Below are 26,208 nucleotides of genomic sequence, written 5' to 3'. Positions count from 1 at the left end.
GCATCTCCTATTCGGCGGCCTGCGCTTGCGCGCCGTAGGCCTCGGAAATCATGTAGCCGGACAGCACGCCGTAGGCGTCGGTCCAGGCTTTGGCGAGCTCGGGCGTCCAGGCTTCGCCAAGGCCCTTCTCCAGGGTCCACAGCAGGGTCGCACCGACAACGGGGTAGTGCTCGGCCTTGGCGCCGTAATCGACGTGGCGCTTGGCGAGCGCAGAAGCCGCTGGCAGAATCGACTCCAGGTTCGACAGGCCGCCGACCACGGCTGCGAGCATGCCCATCAGCTTCTTGCGCTGCTCGGTCATGTCCTCAGGAAACATCGCGCGCACCGACGGAGCCACCTCGAACAGCCGGTCGTAGAACAGCACCGCCGCCTGCTCCGAGATCGGCGCGACCTTCGAGAAACTCTGCTGGATGAGGGTGACTTGCTCGGGCGTCATGATGTTCTCCTGTCTGTTTCGGTCTGCCTTCGTCCGCGCCATTGCGGAAAAAGTTCATGGGTCAAACGTCATCAGAGAGATTCCTCCCCGCGTACGGGGAGAAGCGACCTTCGTGCCAAGTGTCCTGGGCGAGGCTTGGCGCGCCTGCACCCTGCCGGCTGCGACGCAGGTGGAAGCACCAGGTCACCCGCGAGCCGGGAGGCGTGTTGGGATGCGCACGCCTCTCGCGATAGCGCCGGCTTTACGCGGCCTCGACGAAGCGATGCCGCTCGTAGAGGAATTCGAGTACGCGCTGGCGGCATTTCAGATAGGCGGCGTTGGTCGCAAGCTCGAGCCGCTTGCGCGGCCGCGCCAGCGGCACGTCCAGCACCTCGCCGATGCGCGCGCTGGGCCCGTTCGTCATCATCACGATCCGGTCGGACAGCAGCACCGCCTCGTCCACGTCGTGGGTGATCATCAGGATGGTGTTGCCGAGCTTCTGATGCAGGGCCATCACGGAGTCCTGCAGGTGGGCACGGGTCAGCGCGTCGAGCGCGCCGAACGGCTCGTCCAGCAGCAGCACCTTCGGCTCCATCGCCAGAGCCCGCGCGATACCGACGCGCTGCTTCATGCCGCCGGAGATCTCGGAAGGACGCTTGTCCCTGGCGTGGGCCATCTGCACGAGGCTGAGATTGTGCATCACCCAGGCGTCGCGCTCGGCGCGGGACTTGGTCTTGGCGAAGACCTTGTCGACGCCGAGCTTCACATTCTCGTAGACGGTCAGCCAGGGCAGCAGGCTGTGGTTCTGGAACACCACGGCGCGATCGGGCCCCGGTGAGTTCACCTCGCGATTCTCCAGCAGCACGCCTCCGGTGGTGGCGCGGGTCAGCCCTGCTATGATGTTGAGCAGGGTCGACTTGCCGCAGCCGGAATGACCGATGATCGAGACGTATTCGCCTTCCTCGATGGTGAGGTTGATGTCCTTCAGCACCTCCGTGGTGGCGGCACCGCGGGTGAAGACCTTGTCGATATGGTCGAGCTTCAGATAGGCGGTCATGTGCCCTCTCCTCTCAGTTCTGCGCGGTGCCGCGGGTGACGACCTTGCCGAGGCCCGCGATCAGGCGGTCCAGCACGAAGCCGATGATGCCGACATAGAACAGCGCCAGGATGATCTCGCTGATATGCGAGGAATTCCAGGCGTCCCATATGAAGAAGCCGATGCCGACGCCGCCGATCAGCATTTCCGCTGCGACGATCGCGAGCCAGGACAGGCCGATACCGATGCGAAGGCCGGTGAAGATGTAGGGCGCCGCCGCCGGAATCATGATCTTTGCGAAGAACTCGAGCGGATTGAGCTGCACGACCGCGGCGACGTTGCGATAGTCCTGCGGGATGTTGCGGATGCCGACCGCGGTGTTGATGATGATCGGCCAGATCGAGGTGATGAAGATGACGAAGATCGCGGAGGGTTGGCCGTCGCGGAACGCCGCGAGCGAGAGCGGCAGCCAGGCCAACGGCGGAATCGTGCGCAGCACCTGGAACAGCGGATCGAGCCCGCGCATCGCCCAGACCGACTGTCCCACCAGCACGCCGAGCGCGATGCCGGCGATCGCCGAGAGCGAATAGCCGAAGGCGACGCGCTGGAGGCTGGCGGAGAGATGCCAGAACAGACCCTTGTCGATGCCTCCATTGTCGAAGAACGGGTCGAGGATCAGTTCCTTGGTATCCTTGAACACCTTCGACGGCGGCGGCAGCGCCGAGCCCGCGCGGCGGCAGACCAGCTCCCATATCAGCGTCAGAAGCGCGATGACGACAAGCGGGGGGATCACCCGCACGGCCGTCTCCCGTACCATGCGCGCGTAGGCTTCAGTGCGCGGGGGACGCTTGGGCATCAACGCGACGACCGGCGCTGCGGTTGCGGCGGGCGTCGCGGTCTCGACCTCGATCTTCGTGGCAGTCATGTTCATCGCTATCTCTCTCCGGCTGCGCAGGGACGATGCGGCCGCGCGAGGGCGGCCGCTGGCTCCATCAGACTTCGACGCGCTTGATCGCGAGGGACTTCAGATAGGCGGCGGGATTCTCCGGATCGAACACCTTGCCATCGAAGAAGGTCTCCTTTCCGCGCGAGGTGGAGGTCGGAATGTCGGCAGCCGCGACGCCGAGGGTCTTGGCCGCGTCCTTCCAGAGGTCCTCGCGGTTGACCTTGGCAATCAGCGCCTTGCTATCGAAGCCGGCGTCGTACTTGCCCCAGCGGATGTCCTCCGTCATGAACCAGAGATCATGGCTCTGGAACGGATAGGAGGCATGGTCCTTCCAGAAGCGCATCTGCTGCGGCGAATTGTCGACGACGCGGCCTGTGCCGTAGTCGAACTTGCCCTTCATGCGGTCGGTGATGTCATCGACCGGGCAATTGATCCACTGGCGCTTGGCGCAGATCACCGCGGCTTCCTCGCGGTTTTCCATCTTCTCGGCCCATTGCTGGGCCTCCATCACCGCCATCAGCAGCGCCTTCGCTGCCTTCGGGTATTTGTCGACCCAGGCCGCGCGCATGCCGAACGACTTTTCGGGATGCTTGTCCCAGAGCTCACCGGTGGTGATCGCGGTGTAGCCGATGTTCTGATGGATCAGCTGCAGATTCCAGGGCTCGCAAACGCAGAAGCAGTCCATGGTGCCAACCTTCATATTGGCCACCATCTGTGCCGGCGGAACCACGATGGTTTCGATATCCTTGTCCGGATCAATGCCGCCAGCGGCGAGCCAATAGCGAATCCAAAGGTCATGTGTGCCGCCAGGAAAGGTCATCGCCGCCTTCACCGCCTTGCCTGACGACTTCTTCTTCTCGAGTGCCGGCCTGAAGGGCGCGGTATCCACACCGATCTTGAGATCGGCGTATTCCTTGGCGACCGAAATGCACTGACCGTTCAGGTTGAGGCGCGCCAGAATGTACATCGGCGTCGGCTGGTTGTTCTGCGTCACCTTGCCGGCCGAGATCAGATACGGCATCGGGGTGAGGATGTGCGCGCCGTCGATGCCATTGCCTTCCGAGCCCAGCACGAGGTTGTCGCGCGTGGTGCCCCAGGAGGCCTGCTTCTGCACCTCGACATCGGGCATTCCATACTTGGCGAAGAAGCCCTTTTCCTTGGCGACGAACAGCGGCGTGGCGTCCGTGAGCGCGATGAAGCCGAGCTTGGCGCCCTTGACCTCAGGGCCTGCGTCCTGCGCGAAAGCGCCGGCAGGGAAGCTCAGCTTTGCAGCAGCGAGAAGTGCGGCGGTCGAGCCGGTGGCCTTCAACAATTGACGGCGGCTGAGGCCAGTGGTTTCCGAGGGCCGGCGGGTGCGCTTGGTCATAGGCGATGTCGTCCTTTGCGTCTTTGCGGAATGATTTGCGGCTGTGCGCGCGAGCAGCCCGTCCTTCCGTTGGCGCCGTGTTCGGCGCATGCGAACGCACGGACAGGGAGGACCCCCGTCTGGTGGCGTCAGCAATCGGATGAGAAATCTCGCGGGACGGCTTCAATGGCGTCGGGTTGGAACTATTCAAGCTTCATGCCAAGCGCGACGCGGCGAAAAATCTCGGAAAATCAGCACTCTGGCCAAACGCAGTGAAGCCGCCGACCCAAGCGTCCGCTCGCGAAATTTGCGATCTGCATATTACTTGTGCGGCGCACAATCCTTATGCAAACGCTTAATCGAGAGGCCGTCGCGACAGCAGCTACAGTCTCGACAAGGTGATATCCAATTGAAGTTGCTAAGTAATCGGGACGTGCAACTCCGGCACGCGATTTGCAACCTCGTGAACGTCAACGAAGACAGCGGCTTGCCGCATTGTTGCAGCCTCTGGCGGCTGCATCCGGAAGCTGAGCTGCATCGCAGCTCCCCGGCTTTGGTCCTCGTGACGCGATTCCGAAGGCTTCCTCACTCTCCATGGTCCTCGTGCGCGGCAGGCGAGCCCGCACGACCGACGACGTTCAGCTGCGCTCTCCAAGAGAGTGCCGATCTTACTTGCGAAGCAAAAGGAACCATTGATGTCGTATCTCGCGCCTTCGGAATTCGTCACCAAGATGGTGGATGCGGGCGAGTCCAAGATCTTCATGTCCACCCGGGATACCATCATCCGCGCCTACATGGCCGGCGCCATCCTCGCGCTGGCGGCGTGGTTCGCCGTCACGATCACCGTCAATACCGGCCAGCCGCTGATCGGCGCGCTGCTTTTTCCGGTCGGCTTCGTCATGCTCTACCTGCTGGGTTTCGATCTGCTCACGGGCGTGTTCGTGCTCTCGCCGCTCGCGCTGATCGACAAGCGCCCGGGCGTCACCTTCGGCGGCGTGCTGCGCAATTGGGGCCTCGTCTTCGTCGGCAACTTCGCCGGCGCCTTCACCGTGGCCTTCATGATGGCCTTCGTCACGACGTTCGGCTTCACGCAGGCACCCGACAAGGTCGGTGCGGCCATCGGCAATATCGGCGAGGGCCGGACCCTCGGCTATGCCGCGCACGGCGTGGCAGGCATGGCAACGCTGTTCATGCGCGGCATGCTCTGCAACTGGATGGTCTCGACGGGCGTGGTCGGCGCCATGATCTCGACCTCCGTGCCCGGCAAGGTCATCGCGATGTGGATGCCGATCCTGGTGTTCTTCTACATGGTGTTCGAGCATTCCGTCGTGAACATGTTCTTGTTCCCGTCGGGCCTGTTGCTCGGCGCGAAGTTCTCGATCATGGACTATCTGATCTGGAACGAGATCCCGACCGTGCTCGGCAACCTCGTCGGCGGCCTCGCCTTCACCGGCATGACGCTCTACGCGACGCATGTCATGACCCTGCCGAAGCGCCAGGCCGGCAAGGCCACTCGGCCGCGCGTCGCGGCCTGATCAAAACCGTCTCGACAGCGGAGCCTCGCCCGAGCAGGGTGAGGCTCCTCCTTGCCGGTGATGACGATGACCCGCGGACTCCTGATTTCAGTCGGCCAGCACTCCGACAAGGGTCGCAAGCCCGTCAACCAGGACTTTCACGGCGTCCTCATTCCGGAGGAGCCGCTGCTCAGCCTGAAGGGCATCGCGGCCGTCCTCGCTGACGGCATCTCCTCCAGCACGGTGAGCCAGATCGCCAGCGAGTCGGCGGTCAAGAGCTTCCTGATGGACTATTACTGCACGTCAGAGTCATGGACGGTGAAGACCTCCGCCCGCCGCGTGCTCGACGCGACCAATTCCTGGCTGCACGCGCAGACGCGCAAGAGCCAATACGCCTATGACCGCGACAAGGGCTATGTCTGCACCCTCAGCGCCATCGTCATCAAGGCGACCACCGCACACATCTTCCATGTCGGCGACTGCCGCATCTACCGCGTCGCCGGCAAGGCGCTGGAGCAGCTGACCGACGATCACCGCATCATCGTGTCGTCGGAGCAGACCTATCTCGGCCGCGCGCTCGGCATCAATCCGCAGCTCGAGATCGACTATCAGACCGTCGAGGTCCAGGCCGGCGACACCTTCCTGCTGGCAACGGACGGCGCGTATGAGTTCGTCGATGCCCGCTTCGTCACGAGCGCGATCAACGAACATGCAGGCGATCTCGGCGCCGCGGCCAGGACCATCGTCGAGGAAGCCTACCGGCGCGGCAGCGACGACAACATCACGGTGCAGGTCCTGCGCGTCGATGCGGTACCCCAGCGTGAGCCGGCGGATATTCTCAGCCAGAACTCGCAGCTTCCGCTGCCTCCGCTGCCGGAGCCGCGGGCGATCTTCGATGGCTACAGGATCGTCAGGGAAATCCACGGCAGCAGCCGCAGCCACATCTATCTCGCCGTCGATGTGGAGACCGACGAGCCGGTCGCGCTCAAGCTGCCGTCGATCGACCTGCGCGACAACGCCCTCTATCTCAAACGCTTCTTGATGGAGGAATGGATCGCGCGCCGGATCGACAGTCCCAACGTATTGAAGCCGCTGTCGCGATCGAAGCGTCGCAGCTACCTGTACGTCGCGACCGAATTCGTCGAGGGGCAGACCCTGAAGCAATGGATGACCGACAATCCGCGCCCCGATCTCGAAACCGTCCGCCGCCTCATCGAGCAGATCGCGGCGGGCCTGCGCGCCTTCCACCGCATGGAGATGCTGCACCAGGACCTCAGGCCCGACAACATCCTGATCGACAAGACCGGCACCGCCAAGATCATCGACTTCGGTTCGGTCAGGGTTGCCGGCGTCGCGGAGGCCGCGCCTTGCGAGGAAGCCGACGAAATCCTGGGAACGGTTCAGTATACCGCGCCGGAGTATTTTCTGGGACAGGGCGGCTCACCGCGCTCCGACATGTTTTCGCTGGCCGTGATCTGCTACCAGATGCTGACGGGAAAGCTGCCTTATGGCACACAGGTTGCCAGGATCCGGCGCAAGGCGGACGTGCGCAGGCTCCAGTATCGCCCGGCGGACGACGACCGCAATGTGCCGGCTTGGGTCGATGGCGCGCTCAAACGCGCGCTCCATCCCGATCCCTACAAGCGGCACGAGGACCTGTCCGAATTCGTCCACGAGCTTCGCACGCCCAATCCAGCCTATCTCGACACGCGGATCACGCCCCTGTTGGAGCGCAACCCGTTGATGTTCTGGAAGGTGACGTCGGCGGCGCTCGCCTGCGCGGTCATCGTGCTGCTGGCGCTGCTGCACTCAGGCTAGGAACGCGAGCTCTCACGCCGGCTCGATCGCCTTGGTTCCCAGCGGCTTCGGCGCCATGCCGCCGCCCGGCTTGAGGTGAAATTCGTAGGTCATCAGGTGCCATTGCCCGTTCGCCTTGGTGCCATCGGGCATTTCGGGATCGTTGCGCGGCTCGACGTTGGCGATGAGATCGTTCTTGACTCCGAACACGACGTCGGAATCCAGATATTTGTCGCCACCGATGAAGACGTGCGTGATCAGCGGTTCATGGCCCTTGGCGTTGACGAGGAAGTGCACATGCGCCGGACGCATCGGGTGGCGCTTGGTCTGCACGATCATCTCGCCGACGGGACCATCGGTCGGGATCGGATAGCTGCACGGCAGTATCGTGCGGAAGAAGAAGCGGCCGTCATCGTCCGTAATGAAGCGCGCCCGTGCGGACGCGCCGACCTCGTCATAGTTGGGCTTCTGGGAATCATAGAAGCCATCATCGTCGGCGTGCCAGACGTCGACGGGAACGCCCGCGAGCGGCTTGCCCTCGAGGTCGGTGACGCGGCTCTGCACGAACATCTTCTCGCCGGTCTGATTGTTCGGCGAGATATCGGTGCCATGGGCGGTCACCTTGTGCTCGCCGACATAGAACGGGCCGAGCACGGTCGTCTCGGTGGCGCCGTCGCGATCGCGGTGATTGACGGCGTCGACCAGCATGGAGACGCCGAGCACGTCGGACAGCAGGATGAACTCCTGGCGGGTGTCCGTGCATTTTTGCCCGGTGCGGGTCAGGAAATCGATCGCGTATTCCCATTCTTCGAAGGTGAGGCCGGTCTTGCTCACGTAATCGTGCAGCGACTTCACCAATTCCTGCAGCAGGAATTTTGCCCGCCTATCAGGCGTCTGGTCGAAGCTCCTGACGACGGCTTCCGTGAGCTCGGTCTCGTTGAACTGAGTCATGCTGCATTTCCCTCGCGCTTTTCTCGTCGGCCCGGGCGGGCTCCTTGCGTTCCCAGGTACAGCCTATACCAGCTGGCCTACTCGCGTTAAGCGCGACCGGCTTGGAATGGGCGCGCCATTTGGCTATCACCGTCGTCGAGAAACCGCCCCGGAGGAACTGATGCTCGCTCCCACCCCTGCCTCGCCCGAATCCGTCGGCATGTCCAAGGCCGCCCTCGACCGCGTCGATGCGCATCTGAAGAGCCGGTACATCGATGCCGGCCGCTTCCCGGGCACGCAGCTCCTGGTCTACCGCCGCGGAAAGGTCGCTCACAGCTCGGTGCAGGGCTTTGCCGACGTCGAGCGCAAGGTGCCGGTGAAGGACGACACGATCTACCGCATCTATTCCATGACCAAGCCGCTCACCAGCGTCGCCTTCATGATGCTGGTGGAAGAAGGTCTCGTCGCGATCGACGAGCCCGTCGCCAAATACATTCCGGAATGGAAGGATCTCGGCGTGTTCGTCGCCGGCACCTACCCGGCCTTCCTGACCCGGCCGCCCTCCCGGCCGATGCTGATCGTCGACCTGCTGCGCCACACCTCCGGCCTCACCTACGGCTTCCAGCAGCGCTCCAATGTCGATGCCGCCTATCGCACCGAAAAGATCGGCGAGGTCGAGAAATCAGGCACGCTGCAGACCATGATCGAGAGCCTGGCCAAGATCCCGCTGGAGTTCTCGCCGGGCGAGGCCTGGAACTACTCGGTCTCGACCGACGTGCTCGGCTACCTCGTCGGCAAGATCTCGGGGATGCCGTTCGAGCAGTTCCTCAAACAACGCATCCTCGATCCGCTCGGCATGACCGACACCGATTTCCACGTTCCGGCCTCCAAGGCGCATCGCTTCGCCGCCTGCTACTCGGCGGACCCCGGCGGCGGCATGACCTTCCATGCCGGCCAGCGGCGAGAGGGCCTGACGCTGCAGGACGATCCGACCACGAGCTCGTTCCTGTCCCCGCCCTCCTTCATCTCGGGCGGCGGCGGCCTGTGCTCGACAGTCGCCGACTACCTTACTTTCTGCCGCTCGCTGCTCAACGGCGGCGAACTCGGCGGCGTCAGGCTGATCGGGCCGAAGACGCTGGCGCTGATGACGAGCAACCACATCCCAGGCGGACGCTCCCTACCCGAGGTCTCGCGCTCGCTGTTCTCGGAAGCGGCGTATAACGGTATCGGCTTCGGCCTCGGCTTTGCCGTGACCATGCGCCCGGCCGAGACGCTGATTGCCGGCAGCCCCGGCGAGTACAATTGGGGCGGCGCGGCTACGACCTCGTTCTGGATCGACCCGGCCGAGGAGCTGATCACGATCTTCATGACGCAGGTGCTGCCGTCGAGCGCCTATCCGATCCGTCGCGAGCTGCGCAGCATGGTCTACGCGGCCATCACCGAAAGCAATCTGTAGGCGGTGGATCCGATCCGGCGGCCGTCTGCTGCGGGAGCACGCTCACACGCTCATTTGAGCATCTCCGGCACGATCAGACGCGGCAGGAACAGCGACACGCTCGGCCAGACGATGACGGCCGCCAGCACGAGCAGCATCGGGATCAGCATGATCACCGTGTCCTTCAGGGCGTAGCGCAGCCGCACGCCGGCGATCGAACAGGCGATCATCAGGCACAAGCCGTAGGGCGGCGTCACCAGCCCGAACGCCAGCGATATGATGGAAATGATCGCGAACTGGACCGGATGGAGATCGACGGACTTGGCCAGAGGCTCCAGCACGGTCCCGACGATGATGATGGCCGGGATTGCGTCCAGGAAACAGCCAACCACCAGAAAGCAAAAGGCGATGAAGAAGCCGGCCGCAACGGCGCCCATTCCCCATGTCGAGACGTTGGCCAGCAGCTCCTGCGGAATCCTGTAGTAGGCGAGCAGCCAGCCGAACGCGCTCGCGGTGCCGACACAGAATAGCGCCACGCCGGCAAGGCGCCCGGTGTCGAGCAAGGCCCTGTACAGTTCGCGTATGCCTGTCTCGCGGTAGAAGAACGCCGAGAGCACGACGGAATAGAGCACTGCGACACAGGCGGACTCGGTCGCGGTGAACCAGCCGAGCAGAATGCCGCCAACGATGATGAACGGCGTCATCAACGCCGGTATCGACCGCCAGATGGCGCATCGCATCTCGACCCAGCCTGACTTCGGATAGGTCGGGTAGCCGCGACGCACAGCATAGACGTGCACAGTCGCCATCTGCGCGCCCGCGATCAGCAGGCCCGGCACGATACCCGCCAGGTACATCGCTGCAATCGAGGTCGAGATCAGCCCGCCCCACACGATCATCAGGATGGAAGGCGGAATGACGACCGCCAGAACCGCGGACGCCGCCGTGATGGCGATGGAGAAGGAGAGATCGTAGCCCTCCTTGGTCTGCGCATCGATGAAGATCTTGGACTGGCTCGCGGCATCGGCCGTGGAGGAACCCGAAATACCTGCAAAGAACACCGACAAAACGACGTTGATCTGTGCCAGCGATCCGGGCCAATGCCCGACCATCGAGCGCGACAGCGCCACCAGCCGGTCGGTGATGCCGCCGATGCTCATCAGGTTCGCCGTCAGCAGGAAGAACGGCACCGCGAGCAGGATGAAGGAATTGTACGCATTGAAGGTCTCCTGCGCGAGCATCATCAGCGACAGGCGCGGCTCGATCAGCAGGATCGGCACGCAGGCAAGGCCAAGCGCAAAAGCGACCGGCACGCGCACGATGAGCAAGCCGACGAAGACGCCGAACAGCACCATCGCAGCCTGGCCGGCAGAGAGCACGGTCCCGTTCATCGCCCAGCCCCAAACAGAACGCGCAGTTCATCGACCATCTGTTCGCCCGCAAACACGATCCACGTCACGCCGGCCACCGGCCAGGCAAGGTGGATCAGCCAGAGCGGCAGATCGGCGAGCTCCGACGTCCTGTTCCAGGCAAAGCGCGTGAATTCGATCCCGGCCCACACAAACACCAGGGCCAGCGCCAGCACGCCGACGCGCGCAATGATCCGCACCGCGGCCTCCGATCGCCGCGACAGGTCGGGCCACACGTCGACCTCGAAGTGCTGCGCCTCCCGGATACCCACCATGGCGCCGATCATGATCGTCCAGATGAACAGGAAGCGCGCCATTTCCTCCGTCCAGATGTAGGACGGAATGAACGGCGTGTAGCGCGAGATGATTTGCAACGTGACCGGGACAACAAGGACACCGACGCAGACGGCCAGCAGGAATTCCAACAATTTCGCATAGGCCGCCGTGAGGCGACGCCACAGCGACGGTGTGGACGGGACGTGCATTTCGGACATTCTGGCTCCGTGCGGCACTCATCCACCACGTCCGGGCAGGAAGCGGGGCCTGCCCGGACCAGGATCGCGGGATGCAACGACCTCAGACGACGTTGATCTTCTCGAAAATGCCTTCCGCGCCGATCTCCTTCGCGTAGGTTGCCATCACGGGATCGGCGAGCTTCTTCATGGCGTCCCGCTCCTCGAAGGGAACGCGCTTGAGCTTGCCGGCCTTCTCGAGCGCGTCGAGCTTGACGACCTCTTCGCTCGACTCAAGCTGACGACCGTAGTCGCCGGCCTCCTTGCCGGCCTTCATGATCGCGTCCTGCAGATCCTTCGGCAAGGCCTTCAGTGTCTTCACCGAGAAGCAGATCGGCCGGATCGATACCGCGTGCTGGGTCAGGTTGAGGTGCGGCGCCACTTCGTAGAACTTCATGGCCTCGACGCCGGCCGCCTCGTTCTCGCCGGCCGATATCACACCGTTCTGGATCGCGTTGTAGATCTCGTTATAGGCGATCACAGTCGGGCTCATGCCGACGGCCGCGAACGTCTTCGACCAGATCGGCGCGCCCTGCACGCGGACCTTGAGCCCCTTGAGATCTGCGAGGTTCTTGAGCGGCTTGTTGGCGAAGATGTTGCGGATGCCGCCCCCAGCATAACCGATCAGAACGACCTCGGCCTTGGCGGCAACCTCGTCGGCGATCGGCGCCAGAATGTTGGCTTCAACGACCTTGTTCATGTGCTCGATGCCCTTGAACACGAACGGCGCATCGATGAACGGGGCCGCCTTCGCGAAGGTCGACATGTGTGCCGGCGAGACGATGCCGTAATCGACCGCCTTGCCCTGCGACATGTACTCGAAATACTGCTTTTCGAGGCCGAGCGAGGAGTTCTTGTGCAGCGTGAAGTTGACGGGCTTGCCGTAGTATTTCTTCACCAGCTCCTCGAACCGGATCAGCGCCCGGTTGAAGGCGTGGTCGTCGTTGAACTGGACTGCGCCGTTCAGCGTGATCGCGCCTTGTGCCCTGAGGATCGACGGCATGCCGATCGTCGCCGCCGCACTGGTCGCACCGATACCAGCGAGAAATGACCTTCGCTTCATCGTTCCCCTCCCTTGATGCTCCGGCCCTGTCACCGGGCCGTGAGTGCAGCCGCTCTGCGGCTTGCGAGAGGCAAGCGTATGAAAATCCGCAGGGGGACGGAAGTCATTTCGCAGCGCTGGCCGTGCTCTTCGTCTCGGGACTACTCCGTCACGACCTGCTGCACTGCACCTGCGCGTCGGCGCGGCATTCCGAAGGGCGGCCTCCGCCCCGCGCACTGCGAGGCAATCGCGAAAATCGTGGCGTAGCGCGGCGCGCGACCGTATGGTCTGCCAAAATCATCCGGCGCCGCTGCGCTGGAACCGGGACCGCCGCGTTGCCAAAACTCACACTGCCCGCCCGGCTAGCTCTCTTGGTCGCGGGAACGATGTTGCCGCTGATCGTGTTTGCCGTCGGCCTTGCCTACTCCAACTATCGCCAGGATCGCAGCGAGGCGACCCGGCGGGTGCTGGAGACCGTACGAAGCATGCGCCTTGTGCTCGACTCCGAGGTGCAGCGCATGACGGGCGGCTTGCAGGTGCTCGCGCTCAGCAATTCTTTGCAGAGCGGCGATTTTGCCGCCTTTCGGCGCCTGGCTGCCGAGTTCACGGGGCAATATGGCGACGACAGCGTGCTGCTGGTGGCCGACAGATCCGGCGACCAGCTCTTCTCGTCCGTGACTCCGGGAGCTGCGAACTTGCCAGCGCGCAACAACCGAGAGATCGTCGAGCGGGTGTTTGCACGCAAGGCGCCGCAATATTCCGATCTGTTCGTCGGCTCTACCAAGAAACAGCCGATCGTGACAGTAGAGGTTCCCGTGCTGCGCAATGGCGAGGTCGCCTATGCATTGTCCTTCAGTCCGCCGATCGCGCTGTTCCAAAGACTGGTCGAGCAGCAGCGTCCAAACGATCAATGGACGGTATCGCTGCTGGACACCAAGGCTCGCGTGTTTGCGCGGACGCCCAATCCAGTCGACACGTTCGGCAAGCAGGCCTCCGGCGCGCTCTACGATGCGATGTCCCGCACGCCGGAGGCTGCGCTTTCGACAATATCGCTCGACGGCGTCCCTCTGTCGTCCGCTTTCACCAAATCACAGCTGACCGGCTGGACGGTGGTGGCCGGCATCGCCGAGAGCTCGTTGATCGCCCCGCTCTGGCGCAACGTCGCGATCACGAGCCTGATCGGCGGCATCCTGCTGCTGGTCGGCCTCACCTTTGCAGTCCGGATGGCAGCAACGATCGCGCGCGGCGAGATGCTGCACAATCTCCTGATCGAGGAGCTCAATCATCGCGTCAAGAACACGCTGGCCCTGATGCAGGCAATCGCGGTGCAGACCTTTCGCAGCGCCAGCCGTGACGAGCGGATCAAGTTCGAGGGCCGGCTCGGCGCGCTGGCCGAAGCGCATAACCTGCTGAGTCAGGAGAAATGGGCGGGCTCCGAGCTTCGGGACGTGATCGCCCGTGCGCTCCAGCCGTTCCTGCTAAGCAATCCCGACCGCATCCGCATGGCTGGACCGCCTGTCCCGCTGTCGCCGCGGCTCGCCGTGGTGCTGTCGATGATCGTGCACGAGATCGCCACCAATGCCGCGAAATACGGCGCGCTGTCCAACGAGACGGGCCGGGTGACGCTGAACTGGGAGATCATCGCTGATGCGCCGAAGCCGCGGCTGCGGCTGATCTGGACCGAGAGCGGCGGGCCGCCAGTGACGGCGCCGGTGCAGCGCGGCTTCGGCTCGCGCCTGATCGAGCGCAGCGCGCGCGATCAGCTCGGCGGCGAGGCAACCGTCGACTTCCTGCCGCGGGGCGTGGTCTGCACGGTGATCTGCACGCTGGACGAGGCGCCCTGATCCGCGGCCTCCTGGCGCATATCGCAACGCAGCACGATCATCCCTGCGACAATTGCGCTTGCCCTGCCCCATTCATCCGATGTTAAACATCGGATGATTGTGCAGCTGCCGGGCGTGGCAGCCAAAGATAATGAACCGGCCGCGACAGGCCGGACGGGAGAAACGTACGAGTGGCAAGAGCGCGCCCGAGCCCCGTCGACAAGCTGATCAAGCCCGGCCGCATTCGCGCCGTGCTGACGACGCTCGGCCGCGAGATCGCCCAGGATCTCATTCCCGTCGGGACGACCCTGCCGCCAGAACCTGAACTCGAGACCCGTTTCGGCGTCGGACGCGGCGTGGTGCGCGAGGCAATCAAGACGCTTGCCGCAAAAGGCCTCGTCAGCGTTCGGCCGCGCCACGGCACGCAGGTGCTGCCGCGTCACGAATGGAGCCTGCTCGACCGCGACGTTCTGAGCTGGCTCGTCGGCCAGGACGAGCCGGATCGCGATCTTCTGCTGGCGATCCAGGAGGTGCGCTCGATCATCGAGCCCGCCGCCGCAGCTCTTGCCGCCGAACGCGCGACCAAGAACGACCGTTGGCGGATCGACACGGCCCTGGCCGCGATGCAGACTGCAAAGGACCAGGCCAGCGCCCTCGCAGCGGACAAGGCTTTCCATCTTGCCATCCTGGACGCGACCCACAATCCCGTCCTCCAGGGCTTCCGCGGCGCGATCGACACCATCCTGAGCACCGTCTTCACCGTCGCCGTCGTGAGCCCCGGCGGCTGGTTCAGGGACAATCTGCCGAACCACGTCGCGGCGGCGCGGGCCATCGAAAGCGGCAACCCCGAGAAGGCGCGCGCCGCGATGGAGCGCCTGCTCGGCTACACCCGATTGAAGCTGTCGAACCGGAAGACGGTCATCGCCGCGGCGAGCCGCAGAGCGGGCGGACCGAACCAGCGCGTCACCAGGACGTCGGGCGTCAAACGTAAGAGAAAAGCCCATGGAGCGTGACAGAAGGCTCGGACGCGCCGCCCGCGATCGCGAGGGGCGCAACCGATGCAGATATGCGATTGCGGGAAACGCGGTTACGATGTCGGGAATGATCAGCGCGAAATGCCGGCACAGGCATAGCTGAGCGTCGGGAGGTCAGATGCAGGTGACGGGCAGTGTGAAAGGTCGATCGTCGCGGCTGATCCGCAGCGTCAGTTCGCTGGCAGGAGCCGCGATGTTCGTCGCGCCGCTGATCGCGCTCGTGGCGATCTGGGCCATCGTCGTCCCGCTGTTCAACGTCAATCCGCGCGTATTTCCCTCGGTGGGAGCGGTCGGCACCGCCGCGCTGGATTCCATCCGCGACGGCACGTTGTTCGCCCATGTCGCCGCCAGCCTCTTGCGCGTCGGCCTCGGCACATTGATCGGCATCGCCACCGCCGTGCCGCTCGGCATCGCCATGGGCGTCAGCCCGACGGTGGCGGCCTTTCTGACGCCGCTGTTCCGCTTCTTTTCGGTGCTCGCCGGCATCGCCTGGATCCCCATCGCGACGCTGTGGTTCGGCTACGGTTTTGGCGCGATCGTCTTCGTGATCTTCAATGCCGTCTTCTTCGTCGTCGCCTACAACACTCTGCTCGGCGTCAGGACCATCCCGCACTCGCTGCGCAATGCTGCCGCCTCGCTCGGCGCCGGTCGCTGGACGCTCCTGACCGAAGTGCTGGTGCCGGGCGCGCTCCCCAACATCGTCACCGGCATTCGGACGGGCCTGGGCTTCGCCTGGCGCGGCCTGATCGCCGCCGAGATGATCGCGACCAATGTCGGGCTCGGCTACATGCTGTTCGTCGCCCGCGACTTCTACCGCACCGAGGTGATCGTGTTCGGCATGATCGTGATCGGCGTGCTCTGGCTTCTGATCGACCGTCTGCTGCTGGTCCCGCTGGAACGCGCGACCATCGAGCGCTGGGGCATGGTGAGGCGCGCATGAATCTGATGCTGCAAATCTGGGCCGGCTATGCCCGCCTGACCCGGCGCTGGCCGGGATTCGCCGCGATCATTCCATTCATCCCGGTGCTTGCGCTGTGGACCGCGGTGAGCGAGGCCGGCTTGTTTCCGCGCGCGTTCTTCCCGGGACCGGCCGATGTCTTGCGCGCGTTCGTCACGCTCACCTACAAGGGGATCCTGCCCGACTACCTCCAGGACAGCCTGATCCGTCTCGCGACCGGCGCCGCAGTCGGCATGGCGCTCGGTATTCCCCTGGGGATTCTGATCGGCACCAGCCGCTGGGCACATCGGATCTGCTGGCCGGTGCTGCTGTTCTTCCAGGCGATCGGCGACATCGCCTGGCTGCCGATCCTGTTGATCTGGTTCGGCTTCGGGCTGACGACGATGACCTTCGTCATCGTCTACACGGTGCTGTTCCCGGTCGTGCTCAACACCGTGCTCGGCGTCGGCTCCGTGCCGCGTGACCTCTCGCGCGCCGCCTTGAGCCTCGGGGCCTCGCGGGCACGCGTGCTATGGGAGGTGACGCTGCCGGCCGCGCTGCCCAATATCATCACGGGCCTGCGCAACGGGCTCGGTTACGGCTGGCGCGCGCTGATCGCAGTCGAGATGATCGTCGGCACCTCCGGCATCGGATTCATGATGTTCGACGCCCGCCGCGCCGGCTCGACCGTCGAGATCATCCTCGGCATGATCATTCTCGGATTGCTCTGGTACATCGTGGATGCCTGGATCCTCGCCCCGCTCGAGCGTGCGACCGGCCAGCGTTGGGGATTGGTGACATCATGAAGACGCTTTCGCTGCGCAATCTCGGCAAGACCTATTTCGACCCCTATGCGGGCGCGCATGTCACTGCCGTCCACGATGTCTCGCTCGACGTCGAGCCGGGCGAATTCATTTCGGTGGTCGGTCCCTCCGGCTGCGGCAAGACGACGATCCTGAACATGATCGCCGGCTTCATCCCCTACTCGAAGGGCGACATCCTGCTCGACGGCAAGCCGGTGCACGGGCCCGGCCCTGAGCGCGGCGTGGTATTCCAGTCGTTCGCGCTGTTTCCCTGGAAGACGGTGCTCGACAATGTCGGCTTCGGCCCGAAGATGCGCGGCGTGCCGAAGGCCGAGCGCGACCGCATTGCGCGCGAATATCTCGCGCTTGCCGGACTCTCGCACGCGGCGCACCGCTATCCCAATGAGCTCTCCGGCGGCATGCAGCAACGCGTCGGCGTGGTGCGCGCACTCGCAAACAATCCCGACGTCCTGCTGATGGACGAGCCGTTCGCCAGCGTCGATGCGCAGACGCGCATGACCCTCCAGGAGGAACTGACCCGCATCTGGCAGGAGCGCAAGCCGACGGTGATCTTCATCACCCATGACGTGCCGGAAGCGGTGTTTCTCGCTAACCGCGTGGTCGTGCTGTCGAAGGGACGCGTGCTCGACCAGATCGCGGTCGACCTGCCGCGCCCGCGGGTGTGGGACGAGCTCGTCAAGGACGACCAGTTCAAGCAGCTCTCGGCGCGCGTGCTGCAGATGGTGCGCGCGGCATGAGCATCGCCTCCGAAGCCTTGCGATCACCCAAGCTGCGCATCGCGCTCGGCGCGATCGCGGCTTGGGCGCTGTTTCAGCTCTGGCTGACCATCGCGGCGCCGGCAAAGATCTCGCCCGAGCTCAAGGGCACATCGGAGAAGGTGAACGTGCAGATCGAGCTGCCGTTCACGCCGGAGCGCTTCCACGTGCTCGCGTTCCAGCAATACGGACGCGTCTCGGGTACGGACGAGCATTCGATCGAACTGCGTGGTGTCAAAAGAACGGACCTCAACGCCGTGGCCCGGCCCTATTGGGTGACGGCAGTGGGGCCGATAAAAGAGGGAGGCTGACAATATGAAAAGACTCGTGTTGCTTGGACTAGCGCTTCTCGCCGGCCTCGTGCCGGCAAGCGCCCAGACGCTGACGAAGCTCAAGGCCGGCATGGTGACCGGCATCGATCAGATCGGCCTGCCGATCGCACTCGAGCGCGGCTTCTTCGAGAAGTACGGGCTCGATGTCACGATCGCGCGCCCCTACGCCACCGGCGTCGACGCGCTGAACGCGTTGCAGGCGGGTGAGAGCGAGATCGTGCAGGTCGGCGTGCCCATGATCGGCGCCGTGCTGCGCGGCATGGACCTCGTCGCGCTCGGCAATTACAGCGGCAATGCCACCAAGGCCGGCTCCGACGCGACCATGGCGATCGTCGCGCGCGAAGGTTCGGGCATCGTCAAGGGCGACCTGTCGACCTTGAAGGGAAAGAAGATCGCGGCCTCCTTCGGCACGATCAACCATCTCTACATCCTGGCGACGCTCGAGAAGGCCGGTCTGAAGCCAGATGACGTGACATTGGTCAACACCCCGCCGCCGGACATGACCGTGGCCCTGCTCGCCAAGGGCATCGATGCGTTCTCGGGCTGGGATCCGTGGCCGATCGTCGCGGGCAAGGACGTGCCGGGCGCGGTCGAGATCATCCGGGGCGGCGACGTGATTTCCTACATCGGCTTCAACGTCGCGCTCCGCCCCTGGGTGCAGGCCAATGGCGAGACCATCGAGAAATTCCTCGCCGCCGTCTCCGAGGCCGACCAATGGATGCGCAAGAACCCGAAACTGGCGGCGCAGGTCGCCACACGCTGGATTCCCGGACTCAAGCAGGAGGTCGCCGAGACTGCGATGCAGTTCAACATCCAGCAGGCGGACCGTCGGCTGTCGGCGAACAACTACCGCGCACTGTGGAGCGCTGAGGACCGCCTCTCTCGGCTGGGCATCCTCAAATCGACCTTCGACGTCAACGCGCATATCGAGCCGAAGCACATTCTCAAGGTCATGAAGGACCGCCCGGAGCTGTTCGCCGATCTGCCGCCGATCCCGGAGGCGGCGGCGATCACGCCGGGCTACGTGTTCAAGCCCTGAGTCGGCCGCACGCGGAGGTGCCGGCGCGACCAGCGCGCCGGCTCCTCTCGGGACCGCGCCCTACCCGATCGTCTGCAGCGCCGGAAACGTCTCCAGCAGCCAGATGCTCACATTCGAGACCGCGCCGGTGAGAAAGCCGATGCCGGTGATCACCATCAAGACGCCCATGGCGCGCTCGATATTGACGAGGTGGCCTTTCATGCGCGCGAACAGCGCGGAGAACTGCTCGATCATCAGGGCGGCGATCAGGAAGGGAATGCCCAGGCCCGCGGAATAGACCGCCAGCAGGCCAGCGCCCTTCGCCACCGTGGCTTCCGCCGCCGCGATCGAGAGGATCGCGGCGAGGATCGGGCCGATGCAAGGCGTCCAGCCGAAGGCGAAGGCGAGGCCCATGATATAGGCGCCCCAGAGGCCGACCGGCCTGGGGATCGGCAGCCGTCCCTCGCGCATCAAAAGGCCGATGCGCGTCAGGCCGAGAAAATGCAGTCCCATGATGATGATGACGATGCCGGCGAGGATCGACAGCTCCGCCGACCATGCACGGATCAGCCCGCCGACCAACGAGGCGCTGGCGCCGAGCGCCACGAACACCGTGGAGAAGCCGAGCACGAACAGCAGCGCCGACAGCAGGATTGCGCGCTTGGAGGCCTCTGCTGGCTCGTCGCTCTCGACGTGCTCGATCGTGGCGCCCGTGAGATACACCAGATAGGGCGGCACCAGAGGCAGGACGCAGGGTGAGAGGAAGCTGACGAGGCCGGCAATCAGCGCCGCCGGGATCGAAACATTTTGCATGATGCAGTCGGAGCCATCTCAGGCCCGGTACGGCGCGCAAGGAACGCGCGCGGCCCGGAGCCGAACCGGCTCTGGTGTAACCGATGCCGGAGAATGCGCAACAGAAGCGCACAAAACCAGGGCTCCTCCCGATGCCCTCCGTGATCACAGATGCGGCATCGGGACGCGCAGAAACCTCGCCAAAAAGCGAGATTCGGCGGCGCGGCTATTTCACCACGCGGAGCAGCGGACGCCGGGGCTGGTCCTGCGTCTGCTTGGAAGGGGTCGGCGGCTCGCTCGCAGCGCTCCGCAGCATCTCGTCGCACAGCGCCTTGAGATCGGCACCGTCGATTCCTTTCAGTTTCATCCGCACGTCGAGGATGACGATGGACAACATCTCCGCCGATTCGCGGCTGCTGCACTCATTGAGAACCCTGCGGCACTCCTCAAGGGTTTCCAGCACCGACTGCAACTGTTCGTCTGAATGCGACACCGGCGTTCTTTCCGTTAATTCGGCCTGCGAGACGTGTTCGTGACGTTCCCTTCGGCTCCCCTGGCAGAGCCAAGATAGCACGAAGCCCCTGCGCCCCCGAACCTGATTCCGGTGTGTTTCTGCCGTGGAACCGCTGTTCTGCCCGCCGTATCCGCGCAGCGCAGTCGGCGATCACCAGGGTGGTTCGGGAGCAAACGCCTGATGCGGCGAGATCGATCCATTGAGGGAGATGACAGCGGCGCTCGCGCGAGAATTCTCGCCGCGGACAGCGCCGGCAATCCCGCAGCCACTTCACGGCCTGCAACGGAACTCACGCCAAACCCCTCAGTCGGAGGACAATCCGTCCAATCCCCATCCTGGGCAACACTCTAATACCGCCCACGAGTAGTAAAGGATGACGTTCAAAACTCGTCGTTCCCCAACCCGTCGTGGTTGTGGTTTGCGCCAGATTCTGCCAGTTTAGCCACCCGAAGGGAATTGTATGCACTCCTTAGCGGAAAGGGGCGTTCCTCCAGCGGAACGCCCAAAGACAAATCTCAGCGGCCTCTCGGATTGGGATGCGGCCCGCATATTTCTTGAAGTCGTCCGATGCGGAAGTTTCCGGTCGGCGGCCGAACGCTTGTCGCTGTCGATCAATGCCGTGCGCCGGCGAATCGACGGTTTCGAACGCCAGACCGGCACGACCCTCTTTACCCGCGACGTTCACGGCACCCATCTTACCGACGAGGGCGCCCTGGTGGTCTCCGCCGTCGAGCGCATGGAGGCGGCCACCTTCGACGTGCTGCGCGCCAGCGATTCGATGGCCAACGCCTTGTCGGGCGAGGTCCGGGTTGCCGTCACCGAGGGGCTCGGCACGTTCTGGCTGGCGCCGCGCCTCGTCGAATTCCAGCAGGCCTATCCGAAGATCCTGGTGGATCTGCATTGCGCGATGCGTTCGGCCGACGTCTCGCGCCACGAGGCCGACGTCGCGATCCACCTGTCGCGCCCTTCGGCGCTCGACATCAAGCTGGTGCGGCTCGGCCGCATGCATCTGATGTTCTGGGCCTCTGAGAAATACATCGCAAAGCATGGCGCGCCGCGGTCGGCGGCGGAATTGATCAAGCATCGCCTGGTGCTGCAATTCGCCGACGAACTCGCCGCCAAGGAAACCTTCGAGAGCTTCTTCCCGGGCGTTCCGGAACGTGACCTTCTGGTCATGAAGACCAACGTCTCAAGCGCCAATTATTGGGCGGTCGCGAATGGCGCCGGCATCGGCGTATTCCCGAGCTACGCCATCGCGCTTGGCGGGAAGTTAATTCCACTGGAGGTCGAGCTGAACCGACCGCTGGATATCTGGCTGTCCTACCACCCCGGTAGCGGCCGTATTCCGCGCGTGCGGCACATGATTGACTGGCTGATCGACGCTTTCAATCCGGCTCGCTTCCCGTGGTTTAAGGAAGAATTCGTGCACCCGCATGAATTCAAGGACTCGTACATGGGCGAACCCCTGACCCAGCTCTTCGGGGGATTTTCAACCGAAGAACAAAGGTGAAAGCAGAGATGAAAGCAGCGGCAAAAAGAATGAAGCAGCGCAGCGCCGGGAAGCCGGACATCGAGCTCGGCAAGCGGATTCGGCTGCGGCGCGTCGAGATGAAGATCTCGCAGGCCGAGCTCGGCGAGAAGCTCGGAGTCAGCTTCCAACAGGTCCAGAAATACGAAAAGGGCGTCAATCGCGTCGGCGCGGCCCGCCTTCAGCAGATCGCCTCCGCCCTCGACGTGCCCGTGACCTTCTTCTACGACGGCGACAACAAGGCGCGCGAAGTCGAGAGCCTGCTCTTCCTGGATTCGGCCTTCAGCCTCCGCCTGCTGCGCGCCTACAGCAAGATCAAGGACCAGACGGTGCAGCGTCAGCTCGTCTCGCTGATGGAATCGATCGCGGCCAACGAGAGCTGAAGTCGAACGACGGTTTGGCCTTCACGGCCGACGTTCAATCCACCGCGTCAAGGGGGCGCGGCTGGATTGAACGAGACCGGACGAAATATGTCTGCGCCCGTGCCCCTGCGCGGGGTCTGTCTCGGGGCGGCCTGGCCGCTCCTTTTTGTTGGCGGTCAGCCGCCACCTTCGTCGAGCTTCGCGCATGCAACCGAAGCACGGGCGGATGCAAGCTGCCCGCCCTTGCCCGGGTTGACCATGGCGGCGCCTGCGCCGCACATTGCGGCTCGTCCTACGACCAGCGAGCGCACGATGCCCGACATGTTCAGCACGACCGGAATGCCTTACGCCGACGGCAGGATCCTCCAGCACGCGGCCGGCGGCGTCGGCGTGATCACCTTCAACAATCCGGACAAGCGCAACGCGATGTCGCTGGAGATGTGGGAGGGATTTGGCATGGCGCTGACCGCCTTGCGCGACGACGACGACGTGCGGGTCGTGATCCTGCGCGGCGCCGGCGGCAAGGCATTCGTCTCTGGCGCCGACATCAGCCAGTTCGAGAAGGCCAGGCACAATGCAGCGGCATCCGAGGAATACGCCAGGCGCAGCGCCGCCCAGCGCGCGCTGCTCGCCGACTATCCCAAGCCGACGATCGCCTGCATCGACGGTTACTGCCTCGGCGGCGGCATGCAGGTTGCGATGCTCGCCGACATCCGCCTCGCCTCGCATGGGAGCCAGTTCGGCATACCCGCAGCCAAACTCGGCATCGCCTACGGCTATGACGGCCTGCGGCATCTGGTGTCGCTGGTCGGTCCGTCCTGGGCGCGGCTTCTGATGTACACGGGAATGCGCATCGATGCCGCAGAGGCGCTCCGCATTGGCTTGGTCGAGCGCGTGTTCCCTGTCGACGAGCTCTGGGGCGAGACCATGATGATCGCAGAGACGGTCTCGCAGAACGCTCCGCTCGCGATCAAGGCCGCAAAGATCACCATCACGCAGGTGCTTGAGGATGAAAGCCGGCGCGACATGGAGGCGGTCAAGGCGATCGGCAATGCCTGCATGGACTCGGAGGATTTCCGCGAGGGCCGGCAGGCCTTCATGGAAAAGCGCAAGCCGCAATTCCGGGGCCGCTGAAGCTGAACCGACATTCAGGAAGATTAAATTCCGCGTGCAGTTCAGCGCCGTTGCAACCACTTGATCCCGCGAAAGTTCTCCCGCCAGCAACGAGGGAGATTGCGATGACACTGAAATTTGCTGTTCTTGGTCTGGCTGCCGTCGGCGGTGTGGCGCTCGCCTCCGGACAGGCACTTGCGGCAATGCCGAACGGCATTCCGCAAGCGGACAAGATTGCAAGCGGTCCGCCCGCCGAGGTCGAGCAAGTGCGCTGGGTCTGTAACCCCTGGGGCCGCTGCTGGTGGCGCCCGAACTATTACCGCGCCTACGGCTACTATGGCGGCCCGCGCTTCTATGGCCCCCGTCCATGGCGCTGGCGTCATCACCATCACTGGCGCCGCTGGTGAACGACCAAGGGGCCTGCGGGCCCCTTTTCCTTGATTACAGCGCCGCGAGCACGGCCTTTGTAATATCCGCCGTGCCGTTGCTGCCGCCGAACTCCATCGGCTTGATGCCGCCGGCATAGATCTGGTCCACCGCACGCTCGATGGTCTCGCCGGCTTCCGCAGCGCTCTCGAGGCCGTGCTTGTCGGCGAGCCAGTCCAGCATCATCGCGGCCGACAGGATCATGCCGGTGGGATTGGCCTTGCCCTGCCCCATGATGTCAGGCGCGGTGCCGTGGCACGGCTGGAACACCGCATATTCATCGCCGATATCGGCCGACGGTGCCATGCCGAGGCCGCCGATCAGGCTCGCTGTGATGTCGGAGACGATGTCGCCGAACATGTTCTCCATCACCATCACGTCGAAATCCCAGGGCCGCTTCACCAGCATCGCCGAGCAGGCATCGACATAGAGCCGGTCGGTCTTCACCTCGGGATGCTTCTTCGCGATCTCGTCGAAAATGCCGCGGAAGAACGCAAACGCCTTGAACACGTTCGCCTTGTCGACGCAGGTGAGCGCGCCCGGCCTGCCGCGCGCCTTGCGCCGCTCCGCGAGGCGAAACGAGAATTCGAACAGGCGCTCGGAGGTGCGACGCGTGATCACCATGGTCTCGCGCGCGTCCTCGTGGGTGACGACGCCCTTGCCCATCGAGGCGAACAGGCCTTCGGTCGATTCCCGAATGACGACGAGATCGATGCCGCGCTGGTCGGCGCCGACGATCGGGCTCGGCACGCCCGGAATGAGCCGCGCCGGACGCACGCCGGCATAGAGATCGAAGATGAAGCGCAGCTCGATCTGCGGTGCGATCTCGGTGTTGTCGGGGTAGCGCACCGAGGGCAGGCCACAGGCGCCGAGCAGGATCGCATCCGCCTCCTCGCACAGCTTGATGGTCGAGTCGGGCATCGACTTGCCAGTGGCCAGATAGTTGTTGGCGCCGGCCGGCGCCTCGGTGAAGCGGAAGCTCAGGCCGGACTTCTGCTCGACCTTGCGCAACACTTCGAGCGCCGGCGCCATGACTTCGGGGCCGATGCCGTCGCCGGCGAGCACGGCGATATGGAAGGCGTTGTTTGCGGACATTCGAGAGCCTCGGGGAAGGAGTCAGCCAAGTCGTCATTGCGAGCGAAGCGAAAGAATCCAGAACTGCATCTGCGGCGACGTTCTGGTTTGTTCGTGGCTTCGCTCCTCGCAATGACGGGGAGAGTGTCAATCTTTACGGCGTCAACACCGTGCGCCCGACCACCGCACCCTGCTGCAGTTGCAAGAGCGCATCGTTCGCCTTGGCGAGCGGGGCCGTCGTCACCGGGATCGGCGGCACCTTCTTCGTCCGGACGAGGTCGAGCAATTCCTGCGTCTCACGCAAGTTTCCGACATAGCTGCCCTGGATCGTGATCGCCTTGATCGGAATCAGCGGCAGCGCCCAGGTCGCGCCGCCGCCGAACAGGCCGACGATGACGAGCTTGCCGCCCTTGGTCAGGCAATCGAAGCCGAGCTGCGTCGTCGCGGCGTTGCCGACGAGGTCGATCACGGCGCGGATGGGGCCTCCCGCCTTCTTGGCAAGCTGCTCGAGCGCATCCGGCGCCTTGGGATCGACGGTCGCCAGCGCGCCGGCCTTCTCGGCGGCTTCGCGCTTCTTCACGTCGATGTCGACCATGATGGCGCCCTTGCCGCCCATCGCCTTGAGCAGCGACAGCGCCATCAGGCCGAGGCCGCCGGCGCCGAACATCACGATGGGCGTGTCGAAGTGCTGCTCGACCTTCTTCAGCGCGCTATACGTGGTGACGCCCGAGCAGGCATAGGGCGCGGTCGTCGCGGGGTCGAGACCTTTCAGATTGAGCAGATAACGCGGATGCGGCACCAGCATGTGGTCGGCATAGCCGCCGTCGCAATAGACGCCGAGCGAGCGCGGCGTCAGGCACATGTTCTCGTCGCCGGCAAGGCACGTGGCGCATTTGCCGCAACCGATCCAGGGATAGACGAGGCCGACATCGCCGAGCTTGAGATCGCCCTGGTCGGTCGGCTTCACGTCGGGACTGAAGGCAAGGATTTCACCGACCGTCTCGTGGCCCATGGTCAGCGGCAGGTTGATGCCGCGGTCCTTCAGCGACAGCGGCTTGCGGCCGTGGCCGAGATCGTAGCCGCCCTCCCAGATGTGGAGATCGCTATGGCAGACGCCCGCGGCTTTCACCTTGATCAGCACCTGCGTGCCCGACGGCTGCGGCGTGGCCTCGTCGAACTCCTTCAACGGCGCTTTGAAATCGGCGACCTTGAAACTCTTCATCGGCGTCCTCCCGCATGCTTCTTGCTTGTCGCGCCACCATGCCACGGCGGGCGAGACGAGACAAACCCGGAGC

At 64.3% G+C, this 26,208-nt stretch carries 26 protein-coding genes; 14 read left to right on the top strand and 12 right to left on the bottom strand.

Annotated elements, in window-relative coordinates; translation table 11 throughout:
- Nucleotides 1-7: 7 nt before the first annotated feature.
- The 4 genes from ASG57_RS07220 to ASG57_RS07205 form a co-directional block, all read right to left on the bottom strand.
- On the bottom strand, nt 8-436 hold the full coding sequence (locus ASG57_RS07220; RefSeq protein ID WP_024340105.1) for a globin family protein: 429 nt from the start codon (nt 434-436) through the stop codon (nt 8-10).
- 241 nt (nt 437-677) lie between these two features.
- The gene (locus tag ASG57_RS07215) at nt 678-1,472 is read right to left on the bottom strand and encodes an ABC transporter ATP-binding protein (protein ID WP_024340106.1); all 795 of its coding nucleotides are present in this window, start codon (nt 1,470-1,472) and stop codon (nt 678-680) included.
- 13 nt (nt 1,473-1,485) lie between these two features.
- Entirely contained in the window at nt 1,486-2,382 is an 897-nt protein-coding gene (gene ntrB, locus ASG57_RS07210) for a nitrate ABC transporter permease (RefSeq protein WP_024340107.1), read from the bottom strand.
- Nucleotides 2,383-2,443: 61 nt separating this feature from the next.
- Nucleotides 2,444-3,763 (bottom strand): CmpA/NrtA family ABC transporter substrate-binding protein, encoded by a 1,320-nt coding sequence (locus ASG57_RS07205; protein ID WP_024340108.1) that lies wholly within the window; start codon nt 3,761-3,763, stop codon nt 2,444-2,446.
- A gap of 674 nt (nt 3,764-4,437) precedes the next feature.
- Here ASG57_RS07205 and ASG57_RS07200 point away from each other — a divergent pair.
- Nucleotides 4,438-5,277 carry a formate/nitrite transporter family protein gene (locus ASG57_RS07200; RefSeq protein ID WP_024340109.1) on the top strand — a complete coding sequence of 280 codons (840 nt, stop codon included), beginning with the start codon at nt 4,438-4,440 and terminating at the stop codon, nt 5,275-5,277.
- Between the two features lie 60 nt (nt 5,278-5,337).
- On the top strand, nt 5,338-7,074 hold the full coding sequence (locus ASG57_RS07195; RefSeq protein WP_035698272.1) for a bifunctional protein-serine/threonine kinase/phosphatase: 1,737 nt from the start codon (nt 5,338-5,340) through the stop codon (nt 7,072-7,074).
- A 12-nt stretch (nt 7,075-7,086) separates the two neighbouring features.
- Here the strand turns inward: ASG57_RS07195 and ASG57_RS07190 are convergent, their stop codons facing one another.
- On the bottom strand, nt 7,087-8,004 hold the full coding sequence (locus ASG57_RS07190) for an intradiol ring-cleavage dioxygenase (protein ID WP_024340111.1): 918 nt from the start codon (nt 8,002-8,004) through the stop codon (nt 7,087-7,089).
- A 160-nt stretch (nt 8,005-8,164) separates the two neighbouring features.
- On the opposite strand from ASG57_RS07190, the gene ASG57_RS07185 reads away from it, so the two are divergent.
- A complete protein-coding gene (locus ASG57_RS07185) occupies nt 8,165-9,439 on the top strand; it encodes a serine hydrolase domain-containing protein (protein ID WP_057195972.1) in 1,275 nt (424 codons plus the stop codon).
- Nucleotides 9,440-9,489: 50 nt separating this feature from the next.
- Here the strand turns inward: ASG57_RS07185 and ASG57_RS07180 are convergent, their stop codons facing one another.
- From ASG57_RS07180 to ASG57_RS07170, 3 genes are all read right to left on the bottom strand, one after another.
- Nucleotides 9,490-10,809: a TRAP transporter large permease gene (locus ASG57_RS07180; protein WP_024340113.1), complete on the bottom strand. Its 1,320-nt coding sequence runs from the start codon at nt 10,807-10,809 to the stop codon at nt 9,490-9,492.
- Nucleotides 10,806-11,321, bottom strand: a complete 516-nt coding sequence (locus tag ASG57_RS07175) for a TRAP transporter small permease (protein ID WP_024340114.1) — start codon at nt 11,319-11,321, stop codon at nt 10,806-10,808. Before ASG57_RS07175 ends, ASG57_RS07180 begins: the two co-directional genes overlap by 4 nt.
- 82 nt (nt 11,322-11,403) lie before the next feature.
- Entirely contained in the window at nt 11,404-12,402 is a 999-nt protein-coding gene (locus ASG57_RS07170; RefSeq protein ID WP_024340115.1) for a TRAP transporter substrate-binding protein, read from the bottom strand.
- Nucleotides 12,403-12,767: 365 nt separating this feature from the next.
- Here ASG57_RS07170 and ASG57_RS07165 point away from each other — a divergent pair, with 365 nt between their 5' ends.
- The 7 genes from ASG57_RS07165 to ASG57_RS07135 all read left to right on the top strand — a co-directional run bounded on the left by ASG57_RS07165 (nt 12,768) and on the right by ASG57_RS07135 (nt 19,125).
- Complete coding sequence (locus ASG57_RS07165; protein WP_051160682.1) at nt 12,768-14,225, top strand: sensor histidine kinase; 1,458 nt, start codon at nt 12,768-12,770, stop codon at nt 14,223-14,225.
- 170 nt (nt 14,226-14,395) lie between these two features.
- Entirely contained in the window at nt 14,396-15,217 is an 822-nt protein-coding gene (locus tag ASG57_RS07160; protein WP_024340117.1) for a FadR/GntR family transcriptional regulator, read from the top strand.
- A gap of 139 nt (nt 15,218-15,356) precedes the next feature.
- On the top strand, nt 15,357-16,178 hold the full coding sequence (locus ASG57_RS07155) for an ABC transporter permease (RefSeq protein WP_029674140.1): 822 nt from the start codon (nt 15,357-15,359) through the stop codon (nt 16,176-16,178).
- The gene (locus ASG57_RS07150) at nt 16,175-16,981 is read left to right on the top strand and encodes an ABC transporter permease (protein ID WP_024340119.1); all 807 of its coding nucleotides are present in this window, start codon (nt 16,175-16,177) and stop codon (nt 16,979-16,981) included. Before ASG57_RS07155 ends, ASG57_RS07150 begins: the two co-directional genes overlap by 4 nt.
- A complete protein-coding gene (locus ASG57_RS07145; RefSeq protein WP_024340120.1) occupies nt 16,978-17,736 on the top strand; it encodes an ABC transporter ATP-binding protein in 759 nt (252 codons plus the stop codon). The genes ASG57_RS07150 and ASG57_RS07145 overlap by 4 nt, the downstream gene beginning before the upstream one ends.
- Entirely contained in the window at nt 17,733-18,065 is a 333-nt protein-coding gene (locus tag ASG57_RS07140) for a hypothetical protein (protein ID WP_024340121.1), read from the top strand. Before ASG57_RS07145 ends, ASG57_RS07140 begins: the two co-directional genes overlap by 4 nt.
- A gap of 4 nt (nt 18,066-18,069) precedes the next feature.
- Nucleotides 18,070-19,125, top strand: coding sequence for an ABC transporter substrate-binding protein (locus ASG57_RS07135; RefSeq protein WP_024340122.1), 1,056 nt, complete (start codon nt 18,070-18,072; stop codon nt 19,123-19,125).
- A 60-nt stretch (nt 19,126-19,185) separates the two neighbouring features.
- Here ASG57_RS07135 and ASG57_RS07130 read toward each other — a convergent pair whose 3' ends face one another.
- Nucleotides 19,186-19,917 (bottom strand): cytochrome c biogenesis CcdA family protein, encoded by a 732-nt coding sequence (locus ASG57_RS07130; protein ID WP_029674142.1) that lies wholly within the window; start codon nt 19,915-19,917, stop codon nt 19,186-19,188.
- A gap of 205 nt (nt 19,918-20,122) precedes the next feature.
- Nucleotides 20,123-20,389 (bottom strand): hypothetical protein, encoded by a 267-nt coding sequence (locus ASG57_RS07125; protein WP_024340124.1) that lies wholly within the window; start codon nt 20,387-20,389, stop codon nt 20,123-20,125.
- Between the two features lie 481 nt (nt 20,390-20,870).
- Between ASG57_RS07125 and ASG57_RS07120 the strand changes: the two genes are divergently transcribed.
- From ASG57_RS07120 to ASG57_RS07105, 4 genes are all read left to right on the top strand, one after another.
- Entirely contained in the window at nt 20,871-21,920 is a 1,050-nt protein-coding gene (locus tag ASG57_RS07120) for a LysR family transcriptional regulator (RefSeq protein WP_024340125.1), read from the top strand.
- A gap of 29 nt (nt 21,921-21,949) precedes the next feature.
- Entirely contained in the window at nt 21,950-22,321 is a 372-nt protein-coding gene (locus tag ASG57_RS07115) for a helix-turn-helix domain-containing protein (RefSeq protein ID WP_020608151.1), read from the top strand.
- Between the two features lie 291 nt (nt 22,322-22,612).
- Nucleotides 22,613-23,434 (top strand): enoyl-CoA hydratase, encoded by an 822-nt coding sequence (locus tag ASG57_RS07110; RefSeq protein WP_024340126.1) that lies wholly within the window; start codon nt 22,613-22,615, stop codon nt 23,432-23,434.
- Nucleotides 23,435-23,538: 104 nt separating this feature from the next.
- Nucleotides 23,539-23,820, top strand: a complete 282-nt coding sequence (locus tag ASG57_RS07105) for a hypothetical protein (protein ID WP_024340127.1) — start codon at nt 23,539-23,541, stop codon at nt 23,818-23,820.
- A gap of 34 nt (nt 23,821-23,854) precedes the next feature.
- On the opposite strand, the gene ASG57_RS07100 is transcribed toward ASG57_RS07105, so the two are convergent.
- Nucleotides 23,855-24,934: an isocitrate/isopropylmalate dehydrogenase family protein gene (locus ASG57_RS07100; RefSeq protein ID WP_024340128.1), complete on the bottom strand. Its 1,080-nt coding sequence runs from the start codon at nt 24,932-24,934 to the stop codon at nt 23,855-23,857.
- Between the two features lie 133 nt (nt 24,935-25,067).
- Nucleotides 25,068-26,135 (bottom strand): alcohol dehydrogenase, encoded by a 1,068-nt coding sequence (locus tag ASG57_RS07095; protein ID WP_024340129.1) that lies wholly within the window; start codon nt 26,133-26,135, stop codon nt 25,068-25,070.
- Nucleotides 26,136-26,208 lie beyond the last annotated feature (73 nt).

This window comes from Bradyrhizobium sp. Leaf396 (assembly GCF_001424605.1).
GTDB classification, from domain to species: Bacteria; Pseudomonadota; Alphaproteobacteria; order Rhizobiales; family Xanthobacteraceae; genus Bradyrhizobium; species Bradyrhizobium japonicum_C.
The sequence above is the reverse complement of the archived record's forward strand: the minus strand, read 5'-3'. Positions and strand labels throughout refer to the sequence as shown.

Excerpts from the sequence above, each read along its gene's own strand:
- ASG57_RS07220 (WP_024340105.1), bottom strand. The coding sequence starts at position 436 with ATGACGCCCGAGCAAGTCACCCTCATCCAGCAGAGTTTCTCGAAGGTC.
- ASG57_RS07215 (WP_024340106.1), bottom strand. The coding sequence starts at position 1,472 with ATGACCGCCTATCTGAAGCTCGACCATATCGACAAGGTCTTCACCCGC.
- ntrB (WP_024340107.1), bottom strand. The coding sequence starts at position 2,382 with ATGAACATGACTGCCACGAAGATCGAGGTCGAGACCGCGACGCCCGCC.
- ASG57_RS07205 (WP_024340108.1), bottom strand. The coding sequence starts at position 3,763 with ATGACCAAGCGCACCCGCCGGCCCTCGGAAACCACTGGCCTCAGCCGC.
- ASG57_RS07200 (WP_024340109.1), top strand. The coding sequence starts at position 4,438 with ATGTCGTATCTCGCGCCTTCGGAATTCGTCACCAAGATGGTGGATGCG.
- ASG57_RS07195 (WP_035698272.1), top strand. The coding sequence starts at position 5,338 with ATGACGATGACCCGCGGACTCCTGATTTCAGTCGGCCAGCACTCCGAC.
- ASG57_RS07190 (WP_024340111.1), bottom strand. The coding sequence starts at position 8,004 with ATGACTCAGTTCAACGAGACCGAGCTCACGGAAGCCGTCGTCAGGAGC.
- ASG57_RS07185 (WP_057195972.1), top strand. The coding sequence starts at position 8,165 with ATGCTCGCTCCCACCCCTGCCTCGCCCGAATCCGTCGGCATGTCCAAG.
- ASG57_RS07180 (WP_024340113.1), bottom strand. The coding sequence starts at position 10,809 with ATGAACGGGACCGTGCTCTCTGCCGGCCAGGCTGCGATGGTGCTGTTC.
- ASG57_RS07175 (WP_024340114.1), bottom strand. The coding sequence starts at position 11,321 with ATGTCCGAAATGCACGTCCCGTCCACACCGTCGCTGTGGCGTCGCCTC.
- ASG57_RS07170 (WP_024340115.1), bottom strand. The coding sequence starts at position 12,402 with ATGAAGCGAAGGTCATTTCTCGCTGGTATCGGTGCGACCAGTGCGGCG.
- ASG57_RS07165 (WP_051160682.1), top strand. The coding sequence starts at position 12,768 with ATGTTGCCGCTGATCGTGTTTGCCGTCGGCCTTGCCTACTCCAACTAT.
- ASG57_RS07155 (WP_029674140.1), top strand. The coding sequence starts at position 15,357 with ATGCAGGTGACGGGCAGTGTGAAAGGTCGATCGTCGCGGCTGATCCGC.
- ASG57_RS07150 (WP_024340119.1), top strand. The coding sequence starts at position 16,175 with ATGAATCTGATGCTGCAAATCTGGGCCGGCTATGCCCGCCTGACCCGG.
- ASG57_RS07145 (WP_024340120.1), top strand. The coding sequence starts at position 16,978 with ATGAAGACGCTTTCGCTGCGCAATCTCGGCAAGACCTATTTCGACCCC.
- ASG57_RS07140 (WP_024340121.1), top strand. The coding sequence starts at position 17,733 with ATGAGCATCGCCTCCGAAGCCTTGCGATCACCCAAGCTGCGCATCGCG.
- ASG57_RS07135 (WP_024340122.1), top strand. The coding sequence starts at position 18,070 with ATGAAAAGACTCGTGTTGCTTGGACTAGCGCTTCTCGCCGGCCTCGTG.
- ASG57_RS07130 (WP_029674142.1), bottom strand. The coding sequence starts at position 19,917 with ATGCAAAATGTTTCGATCCCGGCGGCGCTGATTGCCGGCCTCGTCAGC.
- ASG57_RS07120 (WP_024340125.1), top strand. The coding sequence starts at position 20,871 with ATGCACTCCTTAGCGGAAAGGGGCGTTCCTCCAGCGGAACGCCCAAAG.
- ASG57_RS07115 (WP_020608151.1), top strand. The coding sequence starts at position 21,950 with ATGAAGCAGCGCAGCGCCGGGAAGCCGGACATCGAGCTCGGCAAGCGG.
- ASG57_RS07110 (WP_024340126.1), top strand. The coding sequence starts at position 22,613 with ATGCCCGACATGTTCAGCACGACCGGAATGCCTTACGCCGACGGCAGG.
- ASG57_RS07105 (WP_024340127.1), top strand. The coding sequence starts at position 23,539 with ATGACACTGAAATTTGCTGTTCTTGGTCTGGCTGCCGTCGGCGGTGTG.
- ASG57_RS07100 (WP_024340128.1), bottom strand. The coding sequence starts at position 24,934 with ATGTCCGCAAACAACGCCTTCCATATCGCCGTGCTCGCCGGCGACGGC.
- ASG57_RS07095 (WP_024340129.1), bottom strand. The coding sequence starts at position 26,135 with ATGAAGAGTTTCAAGGTCGCCGATTTCAAAGCGCCGTTGAAGGAGTTC.